The following is a 22,172-nucleotide window of genomic DNA, read 5'->3' as shown; positions in this document are numbered from 1 at the left end:
TCACGAGGGGAGCATTGGTGAAAGTAGGTTCAACGAGACCGAGATGGCTTTTGGCTAAGTCTCTCGCCGAAGACTTTGCTCGCGCCTTCTCGCTTGACGTCCGGAGTCTGTCCGGACCGTGGCTGGGCAGAGTTCGGTCGCATTTGTGCCTCAGACGAAAGCCGGTTCTTTGGACGGTCTCTGCACTCTGTTGGCTAAATGCGCTCGCCGTGTCTGCGGCTGCGGCAGAAAACTCCGAAGTATCGGCGTCTGATCCGCTCATTGCCGTCCATGACGGTTTCGTGGACGAAAAAACCTGCGCGGCATGTCACGCCGATCAGGCAGCGGCCTTCGCCAAGTCGCATCACGCCAAGGCGATGGGTGTCGCCGACGACAGGTCGGTGCTGGGCAACTTCAACAACATCCAGTTCGATCGCGATGGCGTTGCCGCATTGTTTTTCCGCCGGGACGGCCGCTTCTTTGTCCGCACCGAAGGGCCGGACGGTAAGCAGGCGGACTACGAAGTCAAATATACGTTCGCCTATGAGCCTCTGCAGCAGTATCTAGTCGATCTCGGCGGCGGCAGGTTGCAGGCGCTCGACATCGCCTGGGACACCCAAAAACAGGAATGGTTCTGGCTGGGCGAAGGCAGTGCGGCAAGGCCGGGCTCAACGTTCCACTGGACGGGGCCCTTCTACCGCTGGAACCGCACCTGCATCGACTGCCATTCCACCGATCCGAGGACCAATTTCGAGCCGCAGACGAATGAATATAATTCGTCTTATGTGGCCACCAGCATTGGCTGCCAGTCCTGCCATGGGGGCGGTGCGAAGCATGTCGAATGGGCGAGAGCCAAAGCGGCAAATGCTTCAACGGCGGCGGCAGATCCCGGCCTCGCAAAGGTCGACTCGAACACCTGCTTCGCCTGTCATGCCCGCCGCACTAGGCTGGTCGATCGGTATCAACCGGGGGGACACTTTCTCGATCAGTTTTCCCCTGCATTGCTTCGCAGCGACCTCTATTTTCCGGACGGGCAGATCCTGGACGAGGTTTTCGAATACGGTTCCTTCCAGCAAAGCAAGATGGCAATGGCAGGCGTCACCTGTTTCGACTGCCACCGGCCGCACGAGGGTACCGTCAAGGCTGAGGGCAATGCGTTATGCACGCAGTGCCACGCTGAGACTGCCCCGCAACGTTTTGCAGGCAACGACCCGAGCGGCGCGTTCGACACCCCGGCACACACGCATCACCCTCAAGGTTCCCCCGGCGGTTCGTGCGCCAATTGTCACATGCCGGAACGGACCTACATGAAGGTCGATCCCCGGCGCGACCATTCTTTCGTTGTCCCCCGGCCTGACCTTTCCGCGCTCTACGGCACGCCGAATGCCTGCACCTCGTGCCATGCGGGCCAAACGAACGCTTGGGCGTCCGAGCACCTGGACGGGTGGTATGGCAAGGCTTGGCGTGAACGCCCGACGATTGCGCACGCATTCGCGCGAGCCGCGCAGAACGATGTTGCCGCGATTGAGAAGCTGCGCAGGTTTCTGACCGATCCGGAACAGCCGGGCATCGTCAGGGGCAGCGCGATCGGTGAAATGACAAGGCTCGATGGACCAGCCACCGCAGCGGATGTCAGAGTGGCCGCGGGCGATCCCGATCCGCTCGTCAGGATAGGGGCGGCGGAGGCGGCTGCCAACTTGTCAGCCGACTTGCGATTGGACGCGATCGGCGGCCTGCTTACGGACGAGACCCGGGCCGTCCGAGTGGCCGCCGCCAGGGTTCTTGGCGCCACGCCGTCACTGGACGTTCTCGGCGATCAACGCCGCGCCTTCGACGCCGCGGTCGACGATCTGCGTACCTATATGGAGGCCAACGCGGACGTCGCCGAGGCGCAGAGCAGCTACGGATCCCTCCTTTTCGGCCAAGGGCGAACGGACGAGGCGGAAAAGGCTTTCCGCCAAGCGATCGTTCTTGATCCGACGCTTTCTGGTGCGCACATCAATCTTGCCGAGTTCTATCGCGCCAGCGGTGACAATGAGCGATCCGAGCAGACTTACGCCGAAGCGGTCGCCGCAAATCCGGAGCGGGCAGATCTTCGCTACGGACACGGCTTGTCTCTCGTTCGCCTCAAGGCCATGCCGGACGCAATTGAAGAACTAACGGCGGCCCTGCGCTTGGATCCTGCCAACTCCCGTTACAGGACGACCGCAGCGATCGCGCTTGATTCCGTGGGCCGAACGGATGATGCGTTCGCTCTGTTCGGCCCCACCACCGCCGGTGGTGCAACTGTTGACGCCACTCTGCTCGGCACTGCCATTCAGCTCGGACTTAAACTTGGTCGCTATGCCGACACGCTTAGGTTTGCGGAGGCGCTCGCTCGTCTGCAGCCGAACGATCCACAGATCGAAGAACTTGTCAGGCAATTACAGGATGCTGTTCAACATGGCAGATAAGCGTGAGTTTGCACTGTGGCTGCGGGAATGAAATTTTCGGGCTGACGAGCAATGCCTTGGTCAAGGACGTCTGCCTAGGGAGAAGGAAATACCGTGAACATTGTAGCCGGCTTGGGCGATCATCTTCCATTTTTGTATTCCTTGCGCGCCGATGGCGCGGTGGAACGAAAGGCAAGCAGCGGGAAAGTGCATTGCTAACAGACCAGCGATGCGGGAAGCTGCATCCGATTTCTCGCGGCAATTACCGCGCAGTCCAAACGCCGGCCTAATGACGAGGAGCAGGCAATGACAACCTTCATCAGACTTGGGCTTTTCGTCGCTGTCGCGGCGATGATCTCTACGGGTGTTCAGGCGGCCGACGTCTCGCCACTGATGACGTCGCTTTCTCAGCCGGCCGCATCCAAGCTTGGCTGGACGTTCTCGGTGGCTCTGTATTTCTGGATGGCCGCGCGTCCGGCGATACGGCGCAGTTCGGGTTGCCGACTGCACACATGGAGGCTGATTTCAGCGGCATCGGCAACTTCATCTACACGAAGCTGTCCGCGCATGGTGAGACCCCCTTCGGTGTGCTGGCAACGGACATCGACGTGAAGTCCGAGAGCTTTTCGGGCTTGTTCGGCATGGCATATGCGGTTCTGGACAGCCCGCAAGGACACCTGGACCTGGTTGGCGGGTCAAGGTGTGGTCGGTCGAAACCACGCTTTCGTTCAGCGGCGGTCTCCAGGGCGGGATCGAGAGAGGACAGCGCCATTTGGGTGGGCGGAATAGTCGGCTTGCACGGGAGATATCCCTTAACGCCTGAGATCTACCTGACAGGAGGGGAGATCTGGTCGGCGGCGGCGGAGCCGACATCGACTGGGATGTCGCACTTGCATCGGTTACGAGTTCAACGAGCGAATATCGGCGATCGCTTTCTATCATGCGCTCGGGATCGACTACAGCGACGACGTTTTCATTCTCGATGCCGCCCAGCAAGGACCCATTCTCGGGGTCGCTATAAAGTTTGAACGTCGAGCGGCCGTCGGTCTTCTGCGCTTCGATAGGAGGCAACCGGATGTGCATAGTCTTCACGCATGGATATAGGGGGCTCGTTCACGCCTCGATCCTGCTGTTTGTCCAGTTCGTTTTCGGGCTAGCCGCTCCCTTGGCGGCTCAGGAGGTGGCGACACAAGCGCCGCCGGCCAAGGTCCAGCAACTCATCGAGTTGTTGGACGACCCGGACGTTCGGCAATGGCTTGCGGCCAAACAGACGACTGCGACGGCAGCCGTGATCCCCCCGGCGGGATATGCATCTCGTTTGGTCACAGGAATTCGGCGACATCTCATCGGCATGGGCCAGGCCATACCACGACTGGTCCCCGAATGGATCGCAGCGAGAGAGCGCATAGCACATGAACTTCAGAACGGAGCGACGACGGCGATCGTGTGGGGCCTCTCATTGGTGCTCATCGCAGGAAACGCCGCCGAGTTTCTCGTGCGTTATGCTCTGAGGCGGAGTGCGCGCCGAAGCGCAGCCGAGCCTGGGCCGGGACTGGCCGCTCTTATCCGCATTGCGCCGCTCGTCGTCTTCGCGATCGCAGCGGTCGCCGCTTTTGCGCACACCGGTTGGCCGAGCCGCCTGGAGGCGGCGGTTGCGCCGCTGCTCGTCGCATGGATCGGCGCTCGTTTGCTAAGCGCCGTCGCTTCGGCGGTGACGGAACCGCGATACACGGGCAGTGGCGCGGCAGAGGGCCGGGCGGGCGCGCCAGGGCCGGAAGTGATGCTATTCTGGTACAAACGTTCCGTGCCCTTCATTTATGCTATGGCTTTCACCTGGGCCGTCGTCGATATGATGCAGGCTCTAGCTCTCCCCGCCGATGTCCGAGATCTGACGGCCGCCGTGCTTGGCCTTGTCGTGCTTGGCATGGCGATCGACGCGGTGGTGCGCCGGCCATTGGTTGAAATGACAGCCGGACGGCGTGTATTACGCGATGCGCTCATCATCGGTTTGCTCGCGCTGTTGTGGCTCCTTTGGGCCGCTGGGATGAAGGTGCTCTTCTGGGTCGGCGTCTTCGCACTCATTCTGCCGCCGCTATTGCGTTTCACGACTGTCGCGACCCGGTCGATGCTGGACACCGAAGCGGCCGACTACATTCCTATAATGCGCAACGTCTTGATTGACCGCGGTATACGGCTCTTGATAGTTGCGCTGGCGGCCGCCTGGCTCGCCATGGTTTTCAAGCTCCACGGCAGCCCGGTGATTCAAGGTGATGTCGCCAAGCACATTTTTCGCGGCGTTCTCGCCGGGGTGATCATCCTGCTGGTGGCAGATTTCGTCTGGCAATTGATGAAGGAGTTCATCAATCTTCAACTGAAACGGGCCACAATGGAAAGTGGGGACTCTGCACAAATCGCCCGCAACATGCGGGTGCGCACACTGCTGCCGATCCTGCGCAATTTTCTCGCAGTCTTTATCGCGATCGTCGCCGGCATGATGATTCTCTCCAGCCTCGGAGTCCATATCGGCCCGCTGATCGCGGGCGCAGGCGTTTTCGGCGTGGCAATTGGGTTCGGCTCACAGAGCTTGGTCAAGGACATCATAAGCGGCATCTTCTACATGATGGACGATGCTTTCCGCGTCGGCGAATACATCCAGAGCGGCAGCTATATGGGGACGGTCGAATCCTTCAGCATTCGCTCTGTCAGGCTGCGTCATCACCGCGGACCGGTGTTCACCGTACCCTTCGGTTCGCTCGGCGCGGTGCAGAACATGAGTCGCGACTGGGTGATCGACAAGTTCACTATCAACGTCGCCTACGACTCCGATGTCGCCAAAGTGAAGAAGGTAGTGAAGGGCGTAGGGGCCGCATTGCTAGAAGACCCCGAACTCGGGCCGCTGATCATCGAAACGGTGAAGATGAAGGGCGTCGAGCAGTTCGGTGACTATGGCATTACGCTGGGCTTCGCCATGACCACTAAGCCTGGTCATCAGACCCAGGTTCGGCGCCGTGCGCAGGCCCTGATTAAAGATGCGTTCAAGACACATGGCATTCACTTCGCTTCGCCGACAGTCCAGGTCGCCGGCGACGAGGCGCAATCGTCAATGGCGGCTGCAGCCATGACGCGCGATACCATCGCCAAGAAGAACGCTGCCTTGGCTGCCCAACAGGGAGGTGAGGCGGCGGCCGAGTAGCCTGGACTAGGCAGCATCGTGGAGGCGATAAACGCTTGTGTATAGGTCTTGTCGAGCAAACGCTCGTTTGCACCCTGTGGTCATCCACATGGGGTTGGCCGGAACTGCCCGACGTCCTTAGCGCAAAGCAGGCTTTACGTGCATTTGATTTATCTTACAACTTGACAGCCCAGATAGTCGCTCCATCTCCCGACTGACGGATGATAGCTTCAAATTCCCCGTATCTATGTAAGGTGAGAAGGTCTGACTCGTCGAACCGGGGAATCCTCGTTATCAAAGTGTGGCTGGGCACAGGAGTCGCAGATTGCGCCCGGGGGCGTCACAGAGGACTATTGTTCCGTCTGATGTTGCAAACGCGCCCAATAGACTGAGGCGTGGATCTTTCACCAACGATCCTGCTCTTGCCCGTAATACTGGATACTACAGCGGCTATCTTCAACTTAGGCGAGAGCCACTATGGAACGCCTGGCATTGACCCGGATGACGATGGCGGTGTAAACCTTCGCCGAAGGAAATCTTTGGAGTGATCAGAATGTGGCGGAACATTCCGCCGGCCCGGTTGTTTGGGGTGCTATCCTCTTCATGACGGTGCTCTCCCAAGAACGGGTCGGCAATTGCAGCGCTCCAATTCAATCTGTCGGAGCGCTGCTTTTTCCAGCTTTTTCATAAATCGGCACCACGATCGGAGCCGGCGAAAGCCGCGATTTTGCCAAGAGCGAAACCCCAGTGCCCGTTCGGCGGCGTAATTCGCCAGGCATGCCGGCCGTAACCGAGGGAGCTGACAACCGTGCCAACGTGATGGGGATCGCTCCGGCAGGCCACCAAGTCACGTCCCGCCTCTCAAATACGTTTAAGTTCAATTCCTAACGCCGCAGTAATCAATAGGAAAATGCCGATTCTCGCTCAGGCCGAGTGTCAAGCTATGGGCAAAGAAGTGCTGAGCATGGCGGCGATGGCGGAGGCGAATCAGCATTGCCACGCAAGAGGGGCCAGGTTGAAAAACAGAAAATTAGCGATTCGATGGCGGTGAAATGCCAGCTGCGTCTGCCCGCGAGCATATGGCGGGGGACGCAGTTTATGCCAACTGTACTGTGGGCAATGTGGCACTATGCCCAAGGCTGCAGCCCTCGTCGCGCAGGTATGGTGACCTGCTCCACCTCCGGCATGTCTCTTATGGCTGACAGGCAATCGGGCACGGTCGACTCTCCACTCAGTCGAGCGAAGTGTATTCGCCTCAAACTATCACTGGTGCTGTCGCCCTTGACAGGAGCCGCCAGATCCACCCCCGGGAGAGCCTGAATCCTATTCAACAGGCGCTCGCGGTCGTCAACACTCACGCCAATACGGATCGTGAAAATGATATCAGTCATTGGTCCCAATGCAGGCAATCAATCGTTTCAAGTTTAAACGACCATACCCGAAATCGGGGGTAAAGTCTTGTCCGCCCATTGCCGGCACCTTGTCTGCACTCGCCAAAAGGGCGTCTCGGATCGCTGCCGGATCTCTGTCGCCTCCGTTTGCGATGAAAAGCGCCGCAGCGGCTGCAACATGCGGAGCCGCCATCGATGTGCCGGGCCAGGCGTCATAGTCTGTCTCGCGGATCGCGGCCTTTCCTTGCCACCAATGACCATCGGGGCCCTTTTCCGCTCTCCAGGCTGTTTGACCCGGGTAGGTCGGGAGCGTTGACCAGATCGCATCGCCCGGCGCCGCAATCGCTACGTGGTTGCCCCTGTTGGAAAAACTCGTAATGCGGTCCTGGAGGTTTGTCGCCCCCACAGCTGTGACGCCTGGCATTGCGGCAGGGTAGGATATCGGGCTGCCTTCGCGCCGCTCATTCCCCATTGCCGCAATAATGCTCGTTCCACCGGCCAGCAAAGCCTCGAAAGCCGCACTTTCGGTCGGATCCGGCGCCCCGCCGCCACCGATAGAAAGATTAATGACATCGATGCCCGCATCCACGCAGTCGAGCAGCGCACGGAGATACATCACCGGATCAACGAAATACGCAAACTCCGCTGTTCCGTCCGGATGCGTTAGCAGGTCGGGGCGATCGTCGAATATCTTCCAGGCATGGATTCTCGCTTGCGAAATGCCGTTAATGCCAACATCGTTGTTGATCGTCGCGCCAATCGTACCTGCCACATGAGTACCGTGTCCTATCAGATCTTGATCTGAACTGGCCCCCGGGAGGTCCGGGTGCTCATATATGTATCCGGCGATCTGGTCTTTGAGGTCAGGGTGACCAGCATCGATTCCCGTATCGAGGACCGCGACCTTGATCTCGCTCGCGTCATTGAAACCGTTCAGGTCGCGCGCTTCTTGCCAGTTAATTTTTCGAAGATTCCACATTGTGTAAGCCGGTGGCGGCGCCGTGGCAGTTCGCTCCCTGCCGACGGCTGATGGTTTGGACGATTTCCGGGACATTTTCGCTGTCAGATAGCGCCGCGGAACCCGTGAAACGGACGCGACGCTTGGATCTCCAGCAAGCGCGAGCTGAAGCTCTCGCAGGTCGGCGTCGCTCGCCAATTCGACAAGGCTGGCAGCGCCGCCCGGCGTTCGTTCGTCCACCGCAGCACTCAAATTAAGGGCGGACGCAGACCATCCCTCCGCGCCGTTTCCCGGAGCGCCAAGAAGTTCCGGCTTGACTCGGGCGTTGCGGGCGGACCTGACGAGCATTCGGCTGGCATAGTGCGGTGCCTCCTCCGAGAGAGGTGTAATGCGTTTCACCAATCCGGCCCGTTCATAGAAGGCCAACGCCTGGAGACCACTGCTCAACGGAGAACGCGCTGCGGTAAACGTCGCCTCGAAGCTTGCTTGGCGTTGCTGGGGCCGCATCCGCACGAACAACATTGCCTCGTGGTAAAGGGGAAACCCCGAATTCCTAAACAAAGGCCCCATAGGGACACATCCTCCGCCTCGTCTTACCTCCGAGGATACTGGCAACTGAAACCGCCGACAATTATGGGTTTATGCGGTGTCGGTCACATCCTTGCTGTGTCACTCTAGAGAGTAGCGTCAGCGCGTTGAATTCTCATTTCATGAGAGGGCCAGCCGCGTTTGCGTAATTTGCCGTTTTACTGGTTATGAGCACAGGGATGCGAGCCAAGGGCCCTTCTCATCGTTGAACGTGGGCGCGAGAATGACATCCTGCGGTCCGCAGTCTATTCAAGGATCGCCCAGGTACAAACTTGATCATCGAAGCAGAAAGGCGGGAACGCGACGCCGCCTGGTGGTTATGCTCCAGCCGGGCGAGTTACCAACGCGCAATCTCCGACGACAAGCCCTGCGAGGAGACGAACCTGGCTGCAGAGAAACAACGAACCTTCGCGCTGCCCTTCTCCAGCACAGAAACTCTGGGGCGGCCCTGAGCAATGGGAGGCCCTCCCAAGCACGTATCGAAAACTGGAAACTGCCACCGGAGTCTGGATTTACTGCAGCTCCGAGCGCGACGTGAACAGCATCACTCAGTTGGGTCCAAAATTGAGAACGTCGCGGATACCCATTGTAGCGACAGCGAGATCAAGCGGTCATAATGTCTGCAATTTCTGAGGTGTCGCCCCTTCAACCTGCAAGCGCCTGAATTTCATTGGCGGAAATCTATTGCCGGGGCGGCTGTCGAAGGAAGCTTCTCGTCAAGATGATTCCGGGTCGATGTGACCCGGATTTTTGGCGGCGGCCCTACCGTCGTGCTCCAATTCGCCTGCAGTTGCCTCCGAGGCAACGCCGATTATGGCGTAGCGAAGTGTCTCCGCGTGCTCCCGTCCCTCATCGGCCCGCCTTCTGTATGCGGCGGCGGCGGCGGCGAAACCGCTATGATCTGCATCGTCTGCCATTTTTTCGCTGAGAGTCACCCTCTCCTCGATTATACGAAGGGCAACTCTCAGCGCCTCGTCGACGGCGCCCTCCGACTCCGCAACCAAAGCCTCGGACGTATAGGCATGCCCGACTTGACACCGAAACCGCAGCGGCGGCCAACTCTTGATCTGCGAAAGCACGCCGCCGCAGGCGGGGCACGAGATCGGAACCGGGTCCGCGATGTTTAGCATTTTCTCGGAACCGATCTGCCGGCCGAGCGCGATATCGACCTCGAGCTTGATGTCGGTCGGGACGGGAATTGGCGGACCGGCCTCTTCGTGGGTGAGCTCGATGAGGAGTGCGGCGAGACCGTCGAGGGGCGCGCGATGATCGACGTCGCTTGCCCTCAGGGCCCCCATCGGCATGTCCGGTGCAACTGCGTCGCTAGGGTTCTGGACGACGGTCAGTCCACCGCACCGCTTGACATCGGCAAGGCCGGCGGCCCCGTCATTCAACATCCCCGTGAGTACGACCGCGATGGCGCGCGGTCCGTAGTTCAAACCGACCGATCGAAAGAGAGGGTCGACCGCCGGTCGGGCCAGGTTCTCGCGGGGTCCTCGGCCAAGCCTGATGATACCGTCGATGACGAGGAGATGGTGGTCCGCGGGCGCAACATAGACGTGTCCAGGTTCGACGTGCTCCCCGTCGACAGCGGTGGTGACTGGAATTTCGGCATGCGCATCGAATATATCTGCGAGTAGGTCATTGCCGCCTGCGCCGACATGTATGACGACGAATACAGCGGCGGCGAAGTCGCCCGGAAGTTTGCCAAGCAGGTGCTTCAAAGCTGCCACCGCGCCGAGCGAACCTCCTATGGCTATGACGTCTCGCATCGCGTGCTCCATCGGTCAAAAACGCCCGGCGAAAGGATAAGTTCGACCGCGCGTAAATCTTAGTCGGGGAGAAGATTTTCCCAGCCGACACTATCCGCGCCAATATTACAGCTGATATATGAGGATCGTGCAGAAAGCGTAAAATGGTGGCCGAGTCCCGGCTTTGAAGTGGTCTTGATAATTCCGGCAGACGCCGCAGTCGGGCAGGCGGTGCGTTCTGCGATGTTCCGGGGAACTTGGCCATGGTTCAAAAAGCTGATCCTCCGATTGTCGCGATTGGGGCTTCCGCCGGGGGCGTCCAGGCACTTCAGACCTTTTTTGATCTTATGCCGATTGACACTGGCGCGACTTTCGTCGTCATTGTCCATCTCGATCCGCACGCCAGAAGCGAGCTTGCGAACATTTTGGCGGCACGGACGCGCATGCCGGTTACGCAGGTCGAGGACCAGGCGCGTCTTGAAAGCAACCACGTTTACGTCATCGCGCCAAACCGTCGGCTTAAGATTGCCGACGGTACGATAGCCGCGCTCCCCTTCGAAGAGCCGCATGCCCTCCGCGCGCCCATTGATTTTTTCTTTCGATCGCTTGCCGAGGAGCATCGGAGCGAATTTGCGATTATTCTCACTGGTGCCGGGGCGGACGGTGCGATTGGGGTCAAGGCTATCAAGGAGGCGGACGGAATCGTGCTCGTCCAGGATCCCGATGAGGCAGAATATGCCTCCATGCCGCGCAACGCCATCGCCACTGAGGTTGCAGACTTCGTGCTGCCTATCCGAGAGCTTCCTCATCGGGTGGCTGAGTTGCTCGCCCGCCGTGATCAGCTTCCGTCCCACCAGTTCCGCGTAAACGATGATGAGATGATCGGGCGAATTGTGGCCCATGTGCGCGGCCGAACCGGACACGATTTCTCCCAATACAAGCGGGCTACGATTTTGCGGCGTATCGGACGGCGAGCGCAGGTTGCCAGGAGGGAGACCTTTGCGGACTACTACAACTACCTGCGCGAGAATCCAGAGGAAGCTCAGGCGCTGTTCAGCGACTTTTTGATTTCGGTTACAACGTTCTTTCGCGATCCTTCGGCTTTCGAGGTACTGGCCGAAAGAGTCATCCCACACCTGTTTGACGGAAAAGAAGTTGCCGACAAGATCAGGGTTTGGGTTCCGGGCTGCGCTACCGGTGAGGAGGCCTACACAATTGGCATCCTTCTGCTCGAGGAGGCGGCACGCCGCGACCTCTCGCCGGAAATCCAGGTCTTCGGCTCGGACCTCGACGAACAGGCACTTCGCATCGCGCGCGAGGGACGATACCCGTCGACGGTCGAAGGCGATCTCTCGGAGGAACGACTTCGCCGTTTCTTCCAGCGTGAGGGAGATCATTATCGAGTGCGCCGCGATTTGCGAGACGCGGTTCTGTTTGCCAGCCACAGTCTACTTAGAGACCCGCCCTTCTCCCATCTCGACATGATTTCCTGCCGAAACCTGCTGATCTACCTCGATCGGCAGCTGCAGCAGCAGGTGTGCAACACGTTTCATTACGCGCTCAACGCAGGTGGTTTCCTCTTCCTCGGATCGTCGGAAAGTGCTGACTGCCCCGGACTCTTCCGCCCTGTGGATCGCGAGGCGCGTATCTACAGGGCACTAGCGGGCGCCGGTGCTCGACCCATGGTGCTGCCGGCGCTGCTTGGGCCACATAAGCCGGAAATGAAATCGACCATTATTCGGACGCCGCCGGCAGGGCACGGCAGCGACGCAGCGGTACACCGCCAGATGCTCGAGAAAATCGCGCCTCCAAGCATGCTGGTTGATGAAAGCCACCACGCAATTCATCTTTCGGAAAATGCCGGACGGTTTCTCAAGCCGTCGGGAGGCCCTGTTAGTACCGCCGCCACGGATCTCGTGCGTGAGGAATTTCGCTTCGATCTAAGAGCAGCGCTGCACCGGGCCTTTGGGCGGAATGAACCCACGTTGAGCATGCCCATTCTTGCTGACCTCGATGGGCAGCCGCACCGGGTCTACCTGCAAGTGAAGCCTGTGGTCCGGGGGACGGAGCGTACGAGGCATGCTCTTGTGCTCTTTATCGAAGGTGAAGCCATCGACAAGACCCAGGAGGTCGTGCTCGATACGCTTGACGGGCGCCCGACGATTGACGAGGCGATCCGCCGATTGCAGGAGGAATTGCAGCTCGCGCAAAACCGGCTTCGCCTGACGAGCGAGGAGTCGGACACTGCTACTGAGGAGTTGCGGGCTGCCAACGAAGAGCTGCAGTCGATGAACGAGGAATACCGTTCGACGGCCGAGGAACTGGAAACGAGCAAGGAAGAGCTACAATCCATCAACGAGGAGCTGCAAACTGTCAACAATGAGCTCAAGCTGAAGCTGGAAAGCATATCGCGCGCTAACAGCGACCTACAGAACTTGATGGCCGCGACCGACATCGCGACGCTTTTCCTTGACCCCTCCCTGCGTATCAAGCGGTTTACCCCGCGTTTGACGGAAATATTTAACGTCACTTCGAACGACGAAGGCCGGCCGATCACTGATTTCACGCATCGCCTCCAATATAAGAGACTTTCTGATGACGCGCGGGCGGTGCTGGAGACACTCAAGCCAGTCGAACACGAGGTGAAGGGCCGCAACGACGGCTGGTATCTGGTGCGGATGCGCCCCTACCGAACAATCGAAGACAAGATAGACGGCGTTGTGGTCACGTTCGTCGACATCAGCGAGCGGCGCCATGCCGAAGAGGCGGCGAAGGAGAGCGGGCAACGCCTTGAGCAGGAAATGCGGCTTGTCGAGCTTTCGCGCTCACCGATATTCGTGTGGGACTTTGACGATGGCGTAATGCAGTGGAATCGCGGCAGCGAGGAACTCTATGGTTATTCGCGTGAGGAGGCGCTCGGAAGACGCAAGGAAGAACTGCTCAAGACCGGCGTTCCCGGCTCGTCCTTTGACAAGCTCAGGCGAACACTCAGCCAAAAGGGCCGTTGGAGCGGCGAACTGAACCATACCACGAAGGACGGTCGCGTGCTGACGGTAGAGAGCCAAATAGAGCTCGTGCCGTTTGGCGAGCGCCGCCTTGTGCTGGAAAGCACCCGCGACATTACCGACCGCAAGCGCTGGGAGCGGCGCGGGCAGCTCTTGCTGAACGAGCTAAGCCATCGCGTGAAGAACACGCTCGCTGTCGTCCAGTCGCTGGCGCGACAGACTCTCCGCACAACCCGATCGAGCGAGGACTTCGTCGAGCGCTTTGAAGGGCGCCTCGCAGCGCTTGCGAGCGCCCACAAGCTGCTTGTCGACTCTGAATGGAGCGGCGCTGAGCTCAACGAACTCGCGCGACGGCAACTCGATGCCTACGCCGCCAGCGATCGGCGCCGGCTGCAGATCGAGGGCGAGCCAGTGACGTTGCCGCCGGACCTCGCTACGCCGTTCGGTCTCGTGCTCCACGAGCTCGCGACCAATGCCGCGAAATACGGCGCATTTTCTACAGGAAACGGACAGATCAAGCTCAGTTGGAAACTCGGGAACAACGGCCGAAGCCTCGGGGTTATCTGGCAAGAACGCGGTGGCCCGCCGGTCGAGCCGCCGAGCGAGCAGGGTTTCGGCGGCGTTCTGATCGAGAAGAGTTTGCCAGGATCTACGGTTCATCGCGATTTCCAACCGGATGGCGTCGTCTGCACGATCGACATCGAGCTTCCGGAGATCCGGCCAGATGGTGGGGAAAAGTGACGATGGCAGGTTTCTTGAGGGCCTCAGAGTCTTGGTCGTCGAGGATGAGGTTTGGATCGCTCTCGATTTGGAAGCAGCATTTGTCGATGTTGGAGCTCAGGTGGTGGGACCGTGCGGGACCCTTGAGACCGCATTGGTGGCAGCGAAGAATGAAGCGCTTGCGCTCGCGGTGCTCGACATTCGCTTGGGAACGGCAACCACCGAGAGAGTCATCGATCTCCTCAACGAGCGGGGCATTCCATTCTTCTTCTATAGTGGCCAAACCCTACCCGACGAGATGCGAAAGAAAAGCAACGGCGCCGTCGTCATGGTAAAGCCCGCCATGCAGCAGGATATTGTTGGGAAGGCCGTGGAAGTGCTTATGGCCTCGAGCATGCCGATTTCCCCCTCGTAAGTTTCCATGACGGCAACTTGCTCCGGCGGAGAGTATCTTCGGAAAGTAGCTGGTAGCGCAGCCTGTGTATTAGCATGTCGCCGCATGCATCGATTGGAACGACCTCGTGAGCTGCTGCACGTGGCAATATGGAAGCCCACAATAGGCGCAGAAACCGCCGGCAACCTTGGTCCTTCGACCAGGACGCGGTAACCGATTACTGCTCAGTGCGTCCCAGCATGCGGGCATTCTTCTGCTCGAAGCTCATCCCCTCTCGCGAGCCAAGCGCAGTACCATGATCAACTCGTCGTTCTCGGTGCCGTGGCCCAGGAAGCCGTTTGGGATGCGGCCAACCTCTACGAAACCGTGGCGTTGATAGAACCGTATCGCGGCCGAATTGTCCGCACTCACCGCAAGCTCCACCTGCAGAACTCCGCGGTCTCGTGCATGCTCCGTAACGTCATGCAAAAGCTTTGCCGCGATCCCGGTCCTTCGATTGTCTTTCCGCACATAGACGCTGACAAGCCTCGTGCGATGCGCCATCTTCCTCGCACGCTCAAACCTGAGCCCCATCATGCCAACGGGCTGCCCACTCAGGAACGCGACAAACACTGGCTGATCCAGATGCTGGCGCCATTCGCGGTCGGAGAGATGGACCCAATCACCAAATACGCTCGCAAACGAAAAGGGTTCGTGTGAAAGCGCCTCCAGACGTATGCGGCGAAAAACGTCGATGTCATCGACTGATAACCGCCTGATTATCGACCCTTCTTCAATCGACACATCGACCTCCACCAGTTCCCAGGCTGCGCTGAAAACACCGTGTGCTGCCACCCTCTGATCAAATGGTACGACGACGCCCAGCATCGAAGCTGCTCAGCATCCTTCCTCGATCACGAACCAGACAATTGCCACTCGGTTGACCCTGAAGTGATGACCCCGTTGGCGATTTGCTCCGACAAGTTTGCCCAGATGGGATCCCCGGTGAACCTTGCGAGATCACCGCTCGACTTCACCAAAGGCATTTCGGCGTATTCTGAAAGGGGTCGCGGGGCCTCGCCGAAAAACCCGATGTCCTGGAATGGATAGCCGTCAGCAGGCTTCAAGACACGGTGGCCCCAAAGCCCGGGTCGGTCGTCCCCACGCAGGTCGGACAAGAGATCGAAATTACCCGATCGCTCAAGGCCAATCGCTGTAAGATAGCGCATGAGGGGGTAGTAAATGGTCTGGCGACATCCCCCGAGCGCTCTCACGCCCGGCAAGATGGAAAGCACCAGGAACACAGTATACAGACTGGGCACGATCGCTCGCTGGCGGAGCGCCGCAGCGATCCTGTCCGGCCGGAAGCTCACGGCGAAACTGGACGGGGTACGGGCCCTGAGGGTATTGCCCTGGAGGCGGAGCGGAACAATCCTGCCTTTCTCCAAGCGCCAGAAGAGATCGGTCGTTCTGCGTACCCAACCCTGCCACGACCCAATGTTCAGGCGATCCATGGCGTCCAGGATGCTCTCAGCAACCTTGCCGCCTCCGATAAAACGAGCCGACATCCAGGATCCAGCGTCGTCGAAATGGTCGGCGACCAGGTCTGCGATGTCGAAATCGTCGAGCTGGAGCAGCTTGATCGGGGAGGGGAGGTTGCCGCGCCAGAGAGTTTGATTGGCCGCCCTGATTGCGTCGGCCGCGGAGGAAAATTCATCGGAAGGCAGTTCGGAGAGGAGATAGGCGGCAGAGTCATTCGGTGCTGGATCACCTTTGGCATTCGAGAAAGCGAAACGATAGGGTCCATTCGAGCCGCAGATGCTGAATGAATCCATCTGGCCTCGAGGCAGGCCGAAGACGTTCAGCGGCTCGCCCTCAAGCCAGAGCCATCCGGGACCCTTCTTTGCCTTTTCCGCGAAACTGACGGTCGAGGCGTGATAGGTGATGTACCATTCGCGGCTATTGGCGTTCAGGCCCAACAGGCTGAACAGGTGCGTGTAGAACGCATCCGGTTCGATAAGCAGCAGGCAGTGCGGGCCGGTCTGCAGCACCGGCGACGCCATCAACTGCAGGCTGGCGCTTTGAGCTTCGTCATGGTCGTAACCGGACCTGCGTGCCGCTCGTTTGACGCAGCGGCAGAGCAGCTCCATTGCATGACGACGCGCGCTACTCTCGGAATGGAAGTTCTTGACGTCGTGGGCAACCGACGCATAGTCCCGAAGGGGGCGCTCCCAATAAGAGGTGAGATGCGGCATCAAGGCAGACAACGCGCGGCGCACGTCGGCTGTGCTGCAATGCTCGCCGGCCTTTCGGATGGCCGTCATTTCATGATGCCGAGCTTCGGCGCGAGCGGCACCATTGTGTTCGCGCTGCGCCACGTCAGATCAGGAGCCAACGCCTCTACCTCAGTATCGACGATCGTGGCTGGCAGGCGTTCGTGGCAATAGCCTGGTGGAATTGCCGGCTTCACCATCAGCGAAATCAGTTCCAACACGGAAGACCGGGAGTTAGATGAGACGATGGTGTAGAAGTTCCCGCTGTTCCAGGTCAGTACCGAGTAACGGAAAAACGCTCTCAGAGCGGCTACCGTGGTCGCCAGATCGACTTGAAGGTCCGTCATCGTGTTGAGGACTTCATCTTTTTTCTTGGATATGTGACCTGTCGAGAAGAACCGGGACTTGAAAACCTCGTCCTTCTGCCGCTCGCGTTCCTCATAGATGTCGCGATCTTCATGCGCGAGCTTCTGCACCTGCACGAGGAGACCGCCAGGCCGTATGCGAGGGACGACGAACTCGAGCTGCTTTAAACGATCACGGTCGTACATCTGAAACGTCGTATCCTCTAATAGCACGTCGAATCCGCCCCGAAACGGGAGGAGATCGTCATCGGTCGCGTATCGTTCGTCATCCAATTCGAAGAACGGGCCGTGAAAGAAGTGAGCGTGCTCGCTTGCCCGTTTCGCAAAGAATGATGTGCGGTTGGCAGCCGTTGGACTGCAGCAGAGCGCCTCGATGCGACCATTGCCAAGCGTGGCAAGCGTGCGCGCAAGGCAACCGGTGCCCGTCCCAAGTGTGTATATTGTTGTTGGGGAAGCGCTGCGTGCCCAGGCCCTCGATGCAAAGGATAGTATCGCAGCACCCAGGCGGCATTCCTCTTCGAGCCTGTAGGGGATGCTCGCGAAATAATGGCTGTCGAAGGGTCCCCATAGACGCCGGTGCGTATCGGAGAAAACTGAGACCTCAAGATCGAAGTCGAGCAGACTCATGTCGAGCTGCGGCTGGGCAAGGTCCGGCGCTCCACCCTGTCCGCTTGCGGTCGTTTCGAAGAACGCGGCCAAGCATGTAAGCCTGGGAGCGTTTCGCCAATGTTCAATCGTTAGTCGATCCACCATAGCCACCTCCCGAATAACGCCGGCGGGCGCTTCACCTCAGGTTCATTGAGCGTGTTTCGGCTGCGTCGGCATCTTCCGTGCGTGAGTTTGTGGGTGCCATGTGTGGACCCTTGGGAGGGCGCAGCCAATCTACCGAATTCGGTAGATTGATGTTGTTGAGAAGGCCCGATGGAGACATACAGACCTGGAATCTGCGATCGAGCGCTCAGATCTTGATCAACTCGAGGAAGCTCGCCCGGGCAACGGCCTGATGACTTGTAGCAGCTCCCAGCTTCATCCTTGCCGAACGCAGGTACAATTTCACGGCGTTCTCCGAGATGCCGAGGTCCGCTGCTATCTGCTTAGAAATCCGACCTGTTGCAAGCAACTGGAAGCACTGACTTTCGCGCCTGGAGAGGTTCCGATAACGGTCGGTCCCTCGCAGACCGCTGGCAGAAAGCACGGTCTCATGAAGATAGTGGGAAAGGATCTGAAGTTCGTGAATACTCGAAGCGCGTAGCCGTGACCAATGGCGCCCGGGTAGGTTCGACGTCACGGAGAGGAGACATCGTTCGCCTTTAGGACCCCGGATTGGGATCGTCAGGCCATGAGGGCCGATATCGTACAAACGAGCTTCCTTAAACAAGCGGTGGGCCTGTTCTGATCGCCGATCGAGAGAGGACCAGTCCACCGGGAGGAACCCCCACCGAATCACGTCGATCACCGGGTCTATTTCGAAAAAGCACTTGCCGACGTATTTTTCCGTCCACCGTTCCGGATACGTCGTGCAACAATAGGGGTACGAGCCCGATCTGCCACCGCTGCAAACCACAAGAATTGTCATGTGCGACACGCCGTAGTGCTCGCAAAGTTCGCCCAATGCGGACTGAAGGTCCGCGCGATGCTTCGCTGCCTGAAGCGTCCTTAACGACGCTGACAGTCTACGGTGGTTGACCATCGGGAGTAATGCCTGCTTGCCATTTCGCACTGTGTTTCAAATCAGAAATTCGTATCATAATGGCGGCTGTCGGCTTGCGATACTGTAGGAAGTACGAGGGCCAACCCGGCAAGTAGGCGGGCCGCGCGGAAGCTCGATGGATGCTGTTTTGTTCGCACCTGGCCAACAGGCCGGCGAGGCGCTCGCACATCGCCGGCAAGGAATTCGGCATCGATCTTCTGATCGAAGATCCTCAAGAAGTTGCACTACCCGGCGCTGGCTCGCAGCTCCACGGCAGCGGAGCGGCCGTCAGGCAGCATATAAATCGTGTCGAGGTGGGCAGTCCGCCCTTGCCGCCGCTAAAGCCCACTAAAGGATCGATTCGCCCATGGCAGTTGACCACCACGGCGCCCGCGTGAATCCGATCGGAAATGCCCGTTGCGGCGCCGGGCAACCCGAGCCAAATCCGCATCAAACGAGGATCTCCGGGGATTTGCCGCCCAGCTCCAGCTAGAAACGCTTGATGACCTTGGAAGTGGTAATGATCTGGCGCCGGATGGCCCTTTGCAGAAGAAGGCGGTTGATCGGCTGTATCCTTCGGGTCCGTATTGGTGGCAGTCTCCCCGAACCCATTTGGCCTGGAGAAGAATGCCAGGTTCAATGCGTGCGCACACCGCTTGCGCACGCTTCGTTTCATTCGGACTGGCTGAACTACGACATGATTAAGCCGCATCGACATTGATGGTCGGGTCGGTGCTGTAGCTTGCATGCTCAGACGCAAGAAAGGCGACAAGTGAACCGACTTCAGCGGGCGTCCCGGCACGGTCCGGGGGAAAGCCGTCGACCCACTCACCCCTGAGTTCGCCTGGACCGTACTCACCGTTGTAGTGCCACATCTTGATACCGGGGCAAATTGCATTCACCGTAATGGCCAGGCGAGCGAGCTCTTTTGGCAAGGCTCTGCGTTAGGCCGACAACACCGAATTTCGAGACCGCGCAATGCACAGTGTAGATGAAGCCCTGGCGGGCCTGGCGCGCTTTGGTGCCGCTGGTCGGAAATCGGCGGACGGCCTCCGGGCAGAAGAGCCACCTTCGTGATCACGTCGAGGTTGACGTAGCGCAAGCCGAGCTGCAGTGAACTTTTCGGTGACAAGCACATCGATGATGCCCAGCTTCATAGCGCCGGCAATGGCCTGGGTTTTGGATTCTCCGCCCGCCAGTGCGATAACCCGGTGCGCATTGTCCCGGATCGGAAGAGTTTGGCAAACGACAAAATTGTCGACAATAGCCGCTATTCTCTAAGCGCAAACCTTGTGACCGACTGCGGCTTTGATCCGCGGATAGGCGTAAGTGTTGACCTTGGAGGTCGTATATCCTGCTCCGATTAGCGCTTCCGCCATTTTGACTGCGGCAGTCACACCATCGATCACCGGCACGCCTGTCGCCTCCTTGAGACGGTCGCATAGCGACGACATTCCCGCACAGCCGAGCACAATCGCTTCGGCGCCATCTTCTGCCTTGGCCAGCTCGATTTCCTGCAGCAGGAGCCGCTCGGCCTTTTGCGGATCTTCCTCGAGGGCAAGGACCGGAAGATCGATGGCACGTACTTTTCGGCAGTGACGCTCCGCACCGTAATCACTTATCAGATCTTCGATGATCGGAACCGAGCGGGGGAGGGTGGTTATGACCGAGAAGCGGCGGCTGATCGTCATGGCTACCTGGACCGCGGCCTGGCAGATGCCGATCACGGGCCCCTTGGCGACTTCGCGCGCTGCGTGCAGTCCGGGATCATCGAAACAGGCAATGACATAGGCGTCGACGCCCTGCGCCTCGCCTTGGCGGATTTCCGCCAGCATTCCCGGCACCGCCATTGCCTCGTCGGCGCCACCCTCGATACTAACCGGCGTATCCGTCGGATTGGAGGCAGAGACGCGGGTGTGAGCGTGCTTGACCAGCAAGGCACTTTCCAGCGCCTGCGTCGTCATGGAAGCTGTCGAATTGGGATTGATCAGATGAATATGCATGGGGAAATTCGGTGCCTGTCGTTGGAGCCTATTTCTTCGGCTTTATGAAATCGGCGATCGGCGGGGCCTTCAAAACGAATTGGCGGTCTGACGTGATGTAATTGTCAGCGTGGAGCCGGGCGATGGGCTGGTATTGTTCCGGGTTCACATAATGACCTGCGGCATCGAGGCAATCGCGCCGTACATGCATGTGGACCACCTCGCCCAAAACCAGCGTGCGGCGTGGATAGTCGATCAGGCGCTCGACTCGGCATTCGAAGACGCACGGTGCCTCCTCGGCATAGGCAACATCTATCTTGCGGCACGGGGTCGCTTTCATTCCCGCCATTTCCAGCTCGTCGACCTCGCTCTCGAAGCCGAGCCCGCAGACCAGCATCTGCTGAGACAAAGCCATATCGACCATGCTGATGGCGAATTCACCGGAGCGGCGAATATTGACCATCGTATCCTTCGGCTCTCCGGTCAGACGCGGCTGGATACCCAGCACGACGATGGCCGGATCGTGTGAGAATACGTTGAAAAAGCTCATCGGCGCAGCATTGCTATGCCCGCTCCCGGAGCGGGTCGTCACCAACGCGATCGGGCGCGGACCGATGAAATTCGTCAGCAGCCTGTAGCGGCTTTGCGGTTCGAGCTCTTCAAAATCGAATTCCATCAGGGTTCCAAAAAATATCGACTGTATGATCTACAATAAGCTTTCATATTGTAGACAATATTGCAAGCTATTTGAATCCGCGAGTTGACTTTTTCACGCGCTTCGCGATTGTCTGCTTCAGCAAGGAGATCAGAGTATGAGCGAACAAGCGGCGATGTCGGTCGAGCAGATCGTCGAGAAGGTATGGCTTTCCATTGCCCAGCGGCGATTGCGTCCAGGCGTGCAGCTCAAAGAAGAACAACTGGCCTCGATTTTTTACGTCAGCCGCGCACGTATTCGTCAGGCGCTGACCGTTCTCGCACGCGACGGTCTGGTTACGATCATCCCCAATCGTGGTGCTTTTGTCTGCAAGCCCTCCGTGGAAGAGGCCCGCGATGTGTTTTCCGTTCGCCAGGCGGTGGAACGGTGCATTGTGGAACGCCTATGCACGTCGATGTCGAAAGAGAGCGTGAAGCGGCTTCGCGACCACGTCAAGAAGGAGCGGATCGCCAATGCGGAAGACAGCACCACGGACATCATCAAACTTTCCGGCGGCTTCCATCTTCTCCTGGCGGAACTGACCGGGTCGGATTTCCTGTTTACGACCATGCGCGACCTCATCGCTCGCAGTTCTTTGATTACCGCCGTTTACCGAAACACCACGCGCTTCAATTGCGGCCCGGACGAACATGCCGATATCGTCAAGGCAATTTCGGAGAAGGAGGCCAAAAAAGCCGTTCATCTCATGGCGCATCATCTGGAGCATGTGGAAGCCGAGCTGGACTTGAGCGAGATCAGGGACTTTTCGCATGATCTGCGCGCAGCCTTGGGATGAAAT

General features: G+C 59.0%; 14 protein-coding genes and 3 pseudogenes. 6 read left to right on the top strand and 11 right to left on the bottom strand.

Features of this window, described 5'->3' with window-relative positions; all coding sequences use genetic code 11:
- Nucleotides 1–17 precede the first annotated feature (17 nt).
- The 3 genes and pseudogenes from FB009_RS26910 (at nucleotide 18) to FB009_RS26900 (ending at nucleotide 5,604) form a co-directional block, all read left to right on the top strand.
- On the top strand, nucleotides 18–2,432 hold the full coding sequence (locus tag FB009_RS26910) for a tetratricopeptide repeat protein (protein ID WP_026183692.1): 2,415 nt from the start codon (nucleotides 18–20) through the stop codon (nucleotides 2,430–2,432).
- A 285-nt stretch (nucleotides 2,433–2,717) separates the two neighbouring features.
- Nucleotides 2,718–3,437 (top strand): annotated as a pseudogene (locus FB009_RS33375) (hypothetical protein); the annotation flags it as partial.
- 49 nt (nucleotides 3,438–3,486) lie between these two features.
- Nucleotides 3,487–5,604 (top strand): mechanosensitive ion channel family protein, encoded by a 2,118-nt coding sequence (locus FB009_RS26900; protein ID WP_011970586.1) that lies wholly within the window; start codon nucleotides 3,487–3,489, stop codon nucleotides 5,602–5,604.
- A gap of 1,106 nt (nucleotides 5,605–6,710) precedes the next feature.
- On the opposite strand, the gene FB009_RS33370 is transcribed toward FB009_RS26900, so the two are convergent.
- From FB009_RS33370 to FB009_RS26880, 3 genes are all read right to left on the bottom strand, one after another.
- Nucleotides 6,711–6,974, bottom strand: a complete 264-nt coding sequence (locus FB009_RS33370; RefSeq protein ID WP_018210573.1) for a hypothetical protein — start codon at nucleotides 6,972–6,974, stop codon at nucleotides 6,711–6,713.
- Nucleotides 6,967–8,502, bottom strand: coding sequence for a S8 family peptidase (locus FB009_RS26885; protein ID WP_011970588.1), 1,536 nt, complete (start codon nucleotides 8,500–8,502; stop codon nucleotides 6,967–6,969). The genes FB009_RS33370 and FB009_RS26885 overlap by 8 nt, the downstream gene beginning before the upstream one ends.
- 734 nt (nucleotides 8,503–9,236) lie before the next feature.
- Nucleotides 9,237–10,292: a chemotaxis protein CheB gene (locus FB009_RS26880; RefSeq protein ID WP_011970589.1), complete on the bottom strand. Its 1,056-nt coding sequence runs from the start codon at nucleotides 10,290–10,292 to the stop codon at nucleotides 9,237–9,239.
- A gap of 242 nt (nucleotides 10,293–10,534) precedes the next feature.
- On the opposite strand from FB009_RS26880, the gene FB009_RS26875 reads away from it, so the two are divergent.
- Both FB009_RS26875 and FB009_RS26870 read left to right on the top strand, forming a co-directional pair.
- Nucleotides 10,535–14,017 carry a chemotaxis protein CheB gene (locus FB009_RS26875; protein WP_011970590.1) on the top strand — a complete coding sequence of 1,161 codons (3,483 nt, stop codon included), beginning with the start codon at nucleotides 10,535–10,537 and terminating at the stop codon, nucleotides 14,015–14,017.
- On the top strand, nucleotides 14,001–14,411 hold the full coding sequence (locus FB009_RS26870) for a response regulator (RefSeq protein ID WP_018210574.1): 411 nt from the start codon (nucleotides 14,001–14,003) through the stop codon (nucleotides 14,409–14,411). The genes FB009_RS26875 and FB009_RS26870 overlap by 17 nt, the downstream gene beginning before the upstream one ends.
- Nucleotides 14,412–14,654: 243 nt before the next feature.
- Here FB009_RS26870 and FB009_RS26865 read toward each other — a convergent pair whose 3' ends face one another.
- The 8 genes and pseudogenes from FB009_RS26865 to FB009_RS26825 form a co-directional block, all read right to left on the bottom strand.
- Nucleotides 14,655–15,185, bottom strand: a complete 531-nt coding sequence (locus tag FB009_RS26865; RefSeq protein ID WP_011970592.1) for a GNAT family N-acetyltransferase — start codon at nucleotides 15,183–15,185, stop codon at nucleotides 14,655–14,657.
- Between the two features lie 98 nt (nucleotides 15,186–15,283).
- Nucleotides 15,284–16,693, bottom strand: a complete 1,410-nt coding sequence (locus FB009_RS26860; RefSeq protein WP_011970593.1) for a hypothetical protein — start codon at nucleotides 16,691–16,693, stop codon at nucleotides 15,284–15,286.
- The gene (locus FB009_RS26855; RefSeq protein ID WP_024312297.1) at nucleotides 16,690–17,760 is read right to left on the bottom strand and encodes a class I SAM-dependent methyltransferase; all 1,071 of its coding nucleotides are present in this window, start codon (nucleotides 17,758–17,760) and stop codon (nucleotides 16,690–16,692) included. Before FB009_RS26855 ends, FB009_RS26860 begins: the two co-directional genes overlap by 4 nt.
- 205 nt (nucleotides 17,761–17,965) lie before the next feature.
- A complete protein-coding gene (locus FB009_RS26850; RefSeq protein WP_011970595.1) occupies nucleotides 17,966–18,697 on the bottom strand; it encodes a helix-turn-helix transcriptional regulator in 732 nt (243 codons plus the stop codon).
- Between the two features lie 690 nt (nucleotides 18,698–19,387).
- Nucleotides 19,388–19,765: pseudogene (locus FB009_RS26840) on the bottom strand (SDR family oxidoreductase); the annotation flags it as partial.
- 32 nt (nucleotides 19,766–19,797) lie between these two features.
- Nucleotides 19,798–19,908, bottom strand: a pseudogene (locus FB009_RS26835) (sugar-binding domain-containing protein); the annotation flags it as partial.
- A gap of 66 nt (nucleotides 19,909–19,974) precedes the next feature.
- The gene (locus tag FB009_RS26830; protein WP_011970597.1) at nucleotides 19,975–20,700 is read right to left on the bottom strand and encodes an aspartate/glutamate racemase family protein; all 726 of its coding nucleotides are present in this window, start codon (nucleotides 20,698–20,700) and stop codon (nucleotides 19,975–19,977) included.
- A gap of 28 nt (nucleotides 20,701–20,728) precedes the next feature.
- Nucleotides 20,729–21,355, bottom strand: a complete 627-nt coding sequence (locus tag FB009_RS26825) for a flavin reductase family protein (RefSeq protein ID WP_011970598.1) — start codon at nucleotides 21,353–21,355, stop codon at nucleotides 20,729–20,731.
- 136 nt (nucleotides 21,356–21,491) lie between these two features.
- Between FB009_RS26825 and FB009_RS26820 the strand changes: the two genes are divergently transcribed.
- Entirely contained in the window at nucleotides 21,492–22,169 is a 678-nt protein-coding gene (locus FB009_RS26820; protein WP_145162345.1) for a GntR family transcriptional regulator, read from the top strand.
- Nucleotides 22,170–22,172: the final 3 nt, after the last annotated feature.

The sequence above is a fragment of the Sinorhizobium medicae genome, from assembly GCF_007827695.1.
Classification (GTDB): domain Bacteria; phylum Pseudomonadota; class Alphaproteobacteria; order Rhizobiales; family Rhizobiaceae; genus Sinorhizobium; species Sinorhizobium medicae.
Note: the sequence above shows the minus strand (reverse complement) of the source record. Positions and strands in the feature narration are given on the sequence as shown.

Bases quoted from the DNA above. Each gene is read 5' to 3' on its own strand.
- FB009_RS26850 (WP_011970595.1), bottom strand. From the start codon at position 18,697: ATGGTCAACCACCGTAGACTGTCAGCGTCGTTAAGGACGCTTCAGGCA.
- FB009_RS26820 (WP_145162345.1), top strand. From the start codon at position 21,492: ATGAGCGAACAAGCGGCGATGTCGGTCGAGCAGATCGTCGAGAAGGTA.
- FB009_RS26830 (WP_011970597.1), bottom strand. From the start codon at position 20,700: ATGCATATTCATCTGATCAATCCCAATTCGACAGCTTCCATGACGACG.
- FB009_RS26880 (WP_011970589.1), bottom strand. From the start codon at position 10,292: ATGCGAGACGTCATAGCCATAGGAGGTTCGCTCGGCGCGGTGGCAGCT.
- FB009_RS26885 (WP_011970588.1), bottom strand. From the start codon at position 8,502: ATGGGGCCTTTGTTTAGGAATTCGGGGTTTCCCCTTTACCACGAGGCA.
- FB009_RS26875 (WP_011970590.1), top strand. From the start codon at position 10,535: ATGGTTCAAAAAGCTGATCCTCCGATTGTCGCGATTGGGGCTTCCGCC.
- FB009_RS33370 (WP_018210573.1), bottom strand. From the start codon at position 6,974: ATGACTGATATCATTTTCACGATCCGTATTGGCGTGAGTGTTGACGAC.
- FB009_RS26855 (WP_024312297.1), bottom strand. From the start codon at position 17,760: ATGGTGGATCGACTAACGATTGAACATTGGCGAAACGCTCCCAGGCTT.
- FB009_RS26870 (WP_018210574.1), top strand. From the start codon at position 14,001: ATGGTGGGGAAAAGTGACGATGGCAGGTTTCTTGAGGGCCTCAGAGTC.
- FB009_RS26825 (WP_011970598.1), bottom strand. From the start codon at position 21,355: ATGGAATTCGATTTTGAAGAGCTCGAACCGCAAAGCCGCTACAGGCTG.
- FB009_RS26860 (WP_011970593.1), bottom strand. From the start codon at position 16,693: ATGACGGCCATCCGAAAGGCCGGCGAGCATTGCAGCACAGCCGACGTG.
- FB009_RS26900 (WP_011970586.1), top strand. From the start codon at position 3,487: ATGTGCATAGTCTTCACGCATGGATATAGGGGGCTCGTTCACGCCTCG.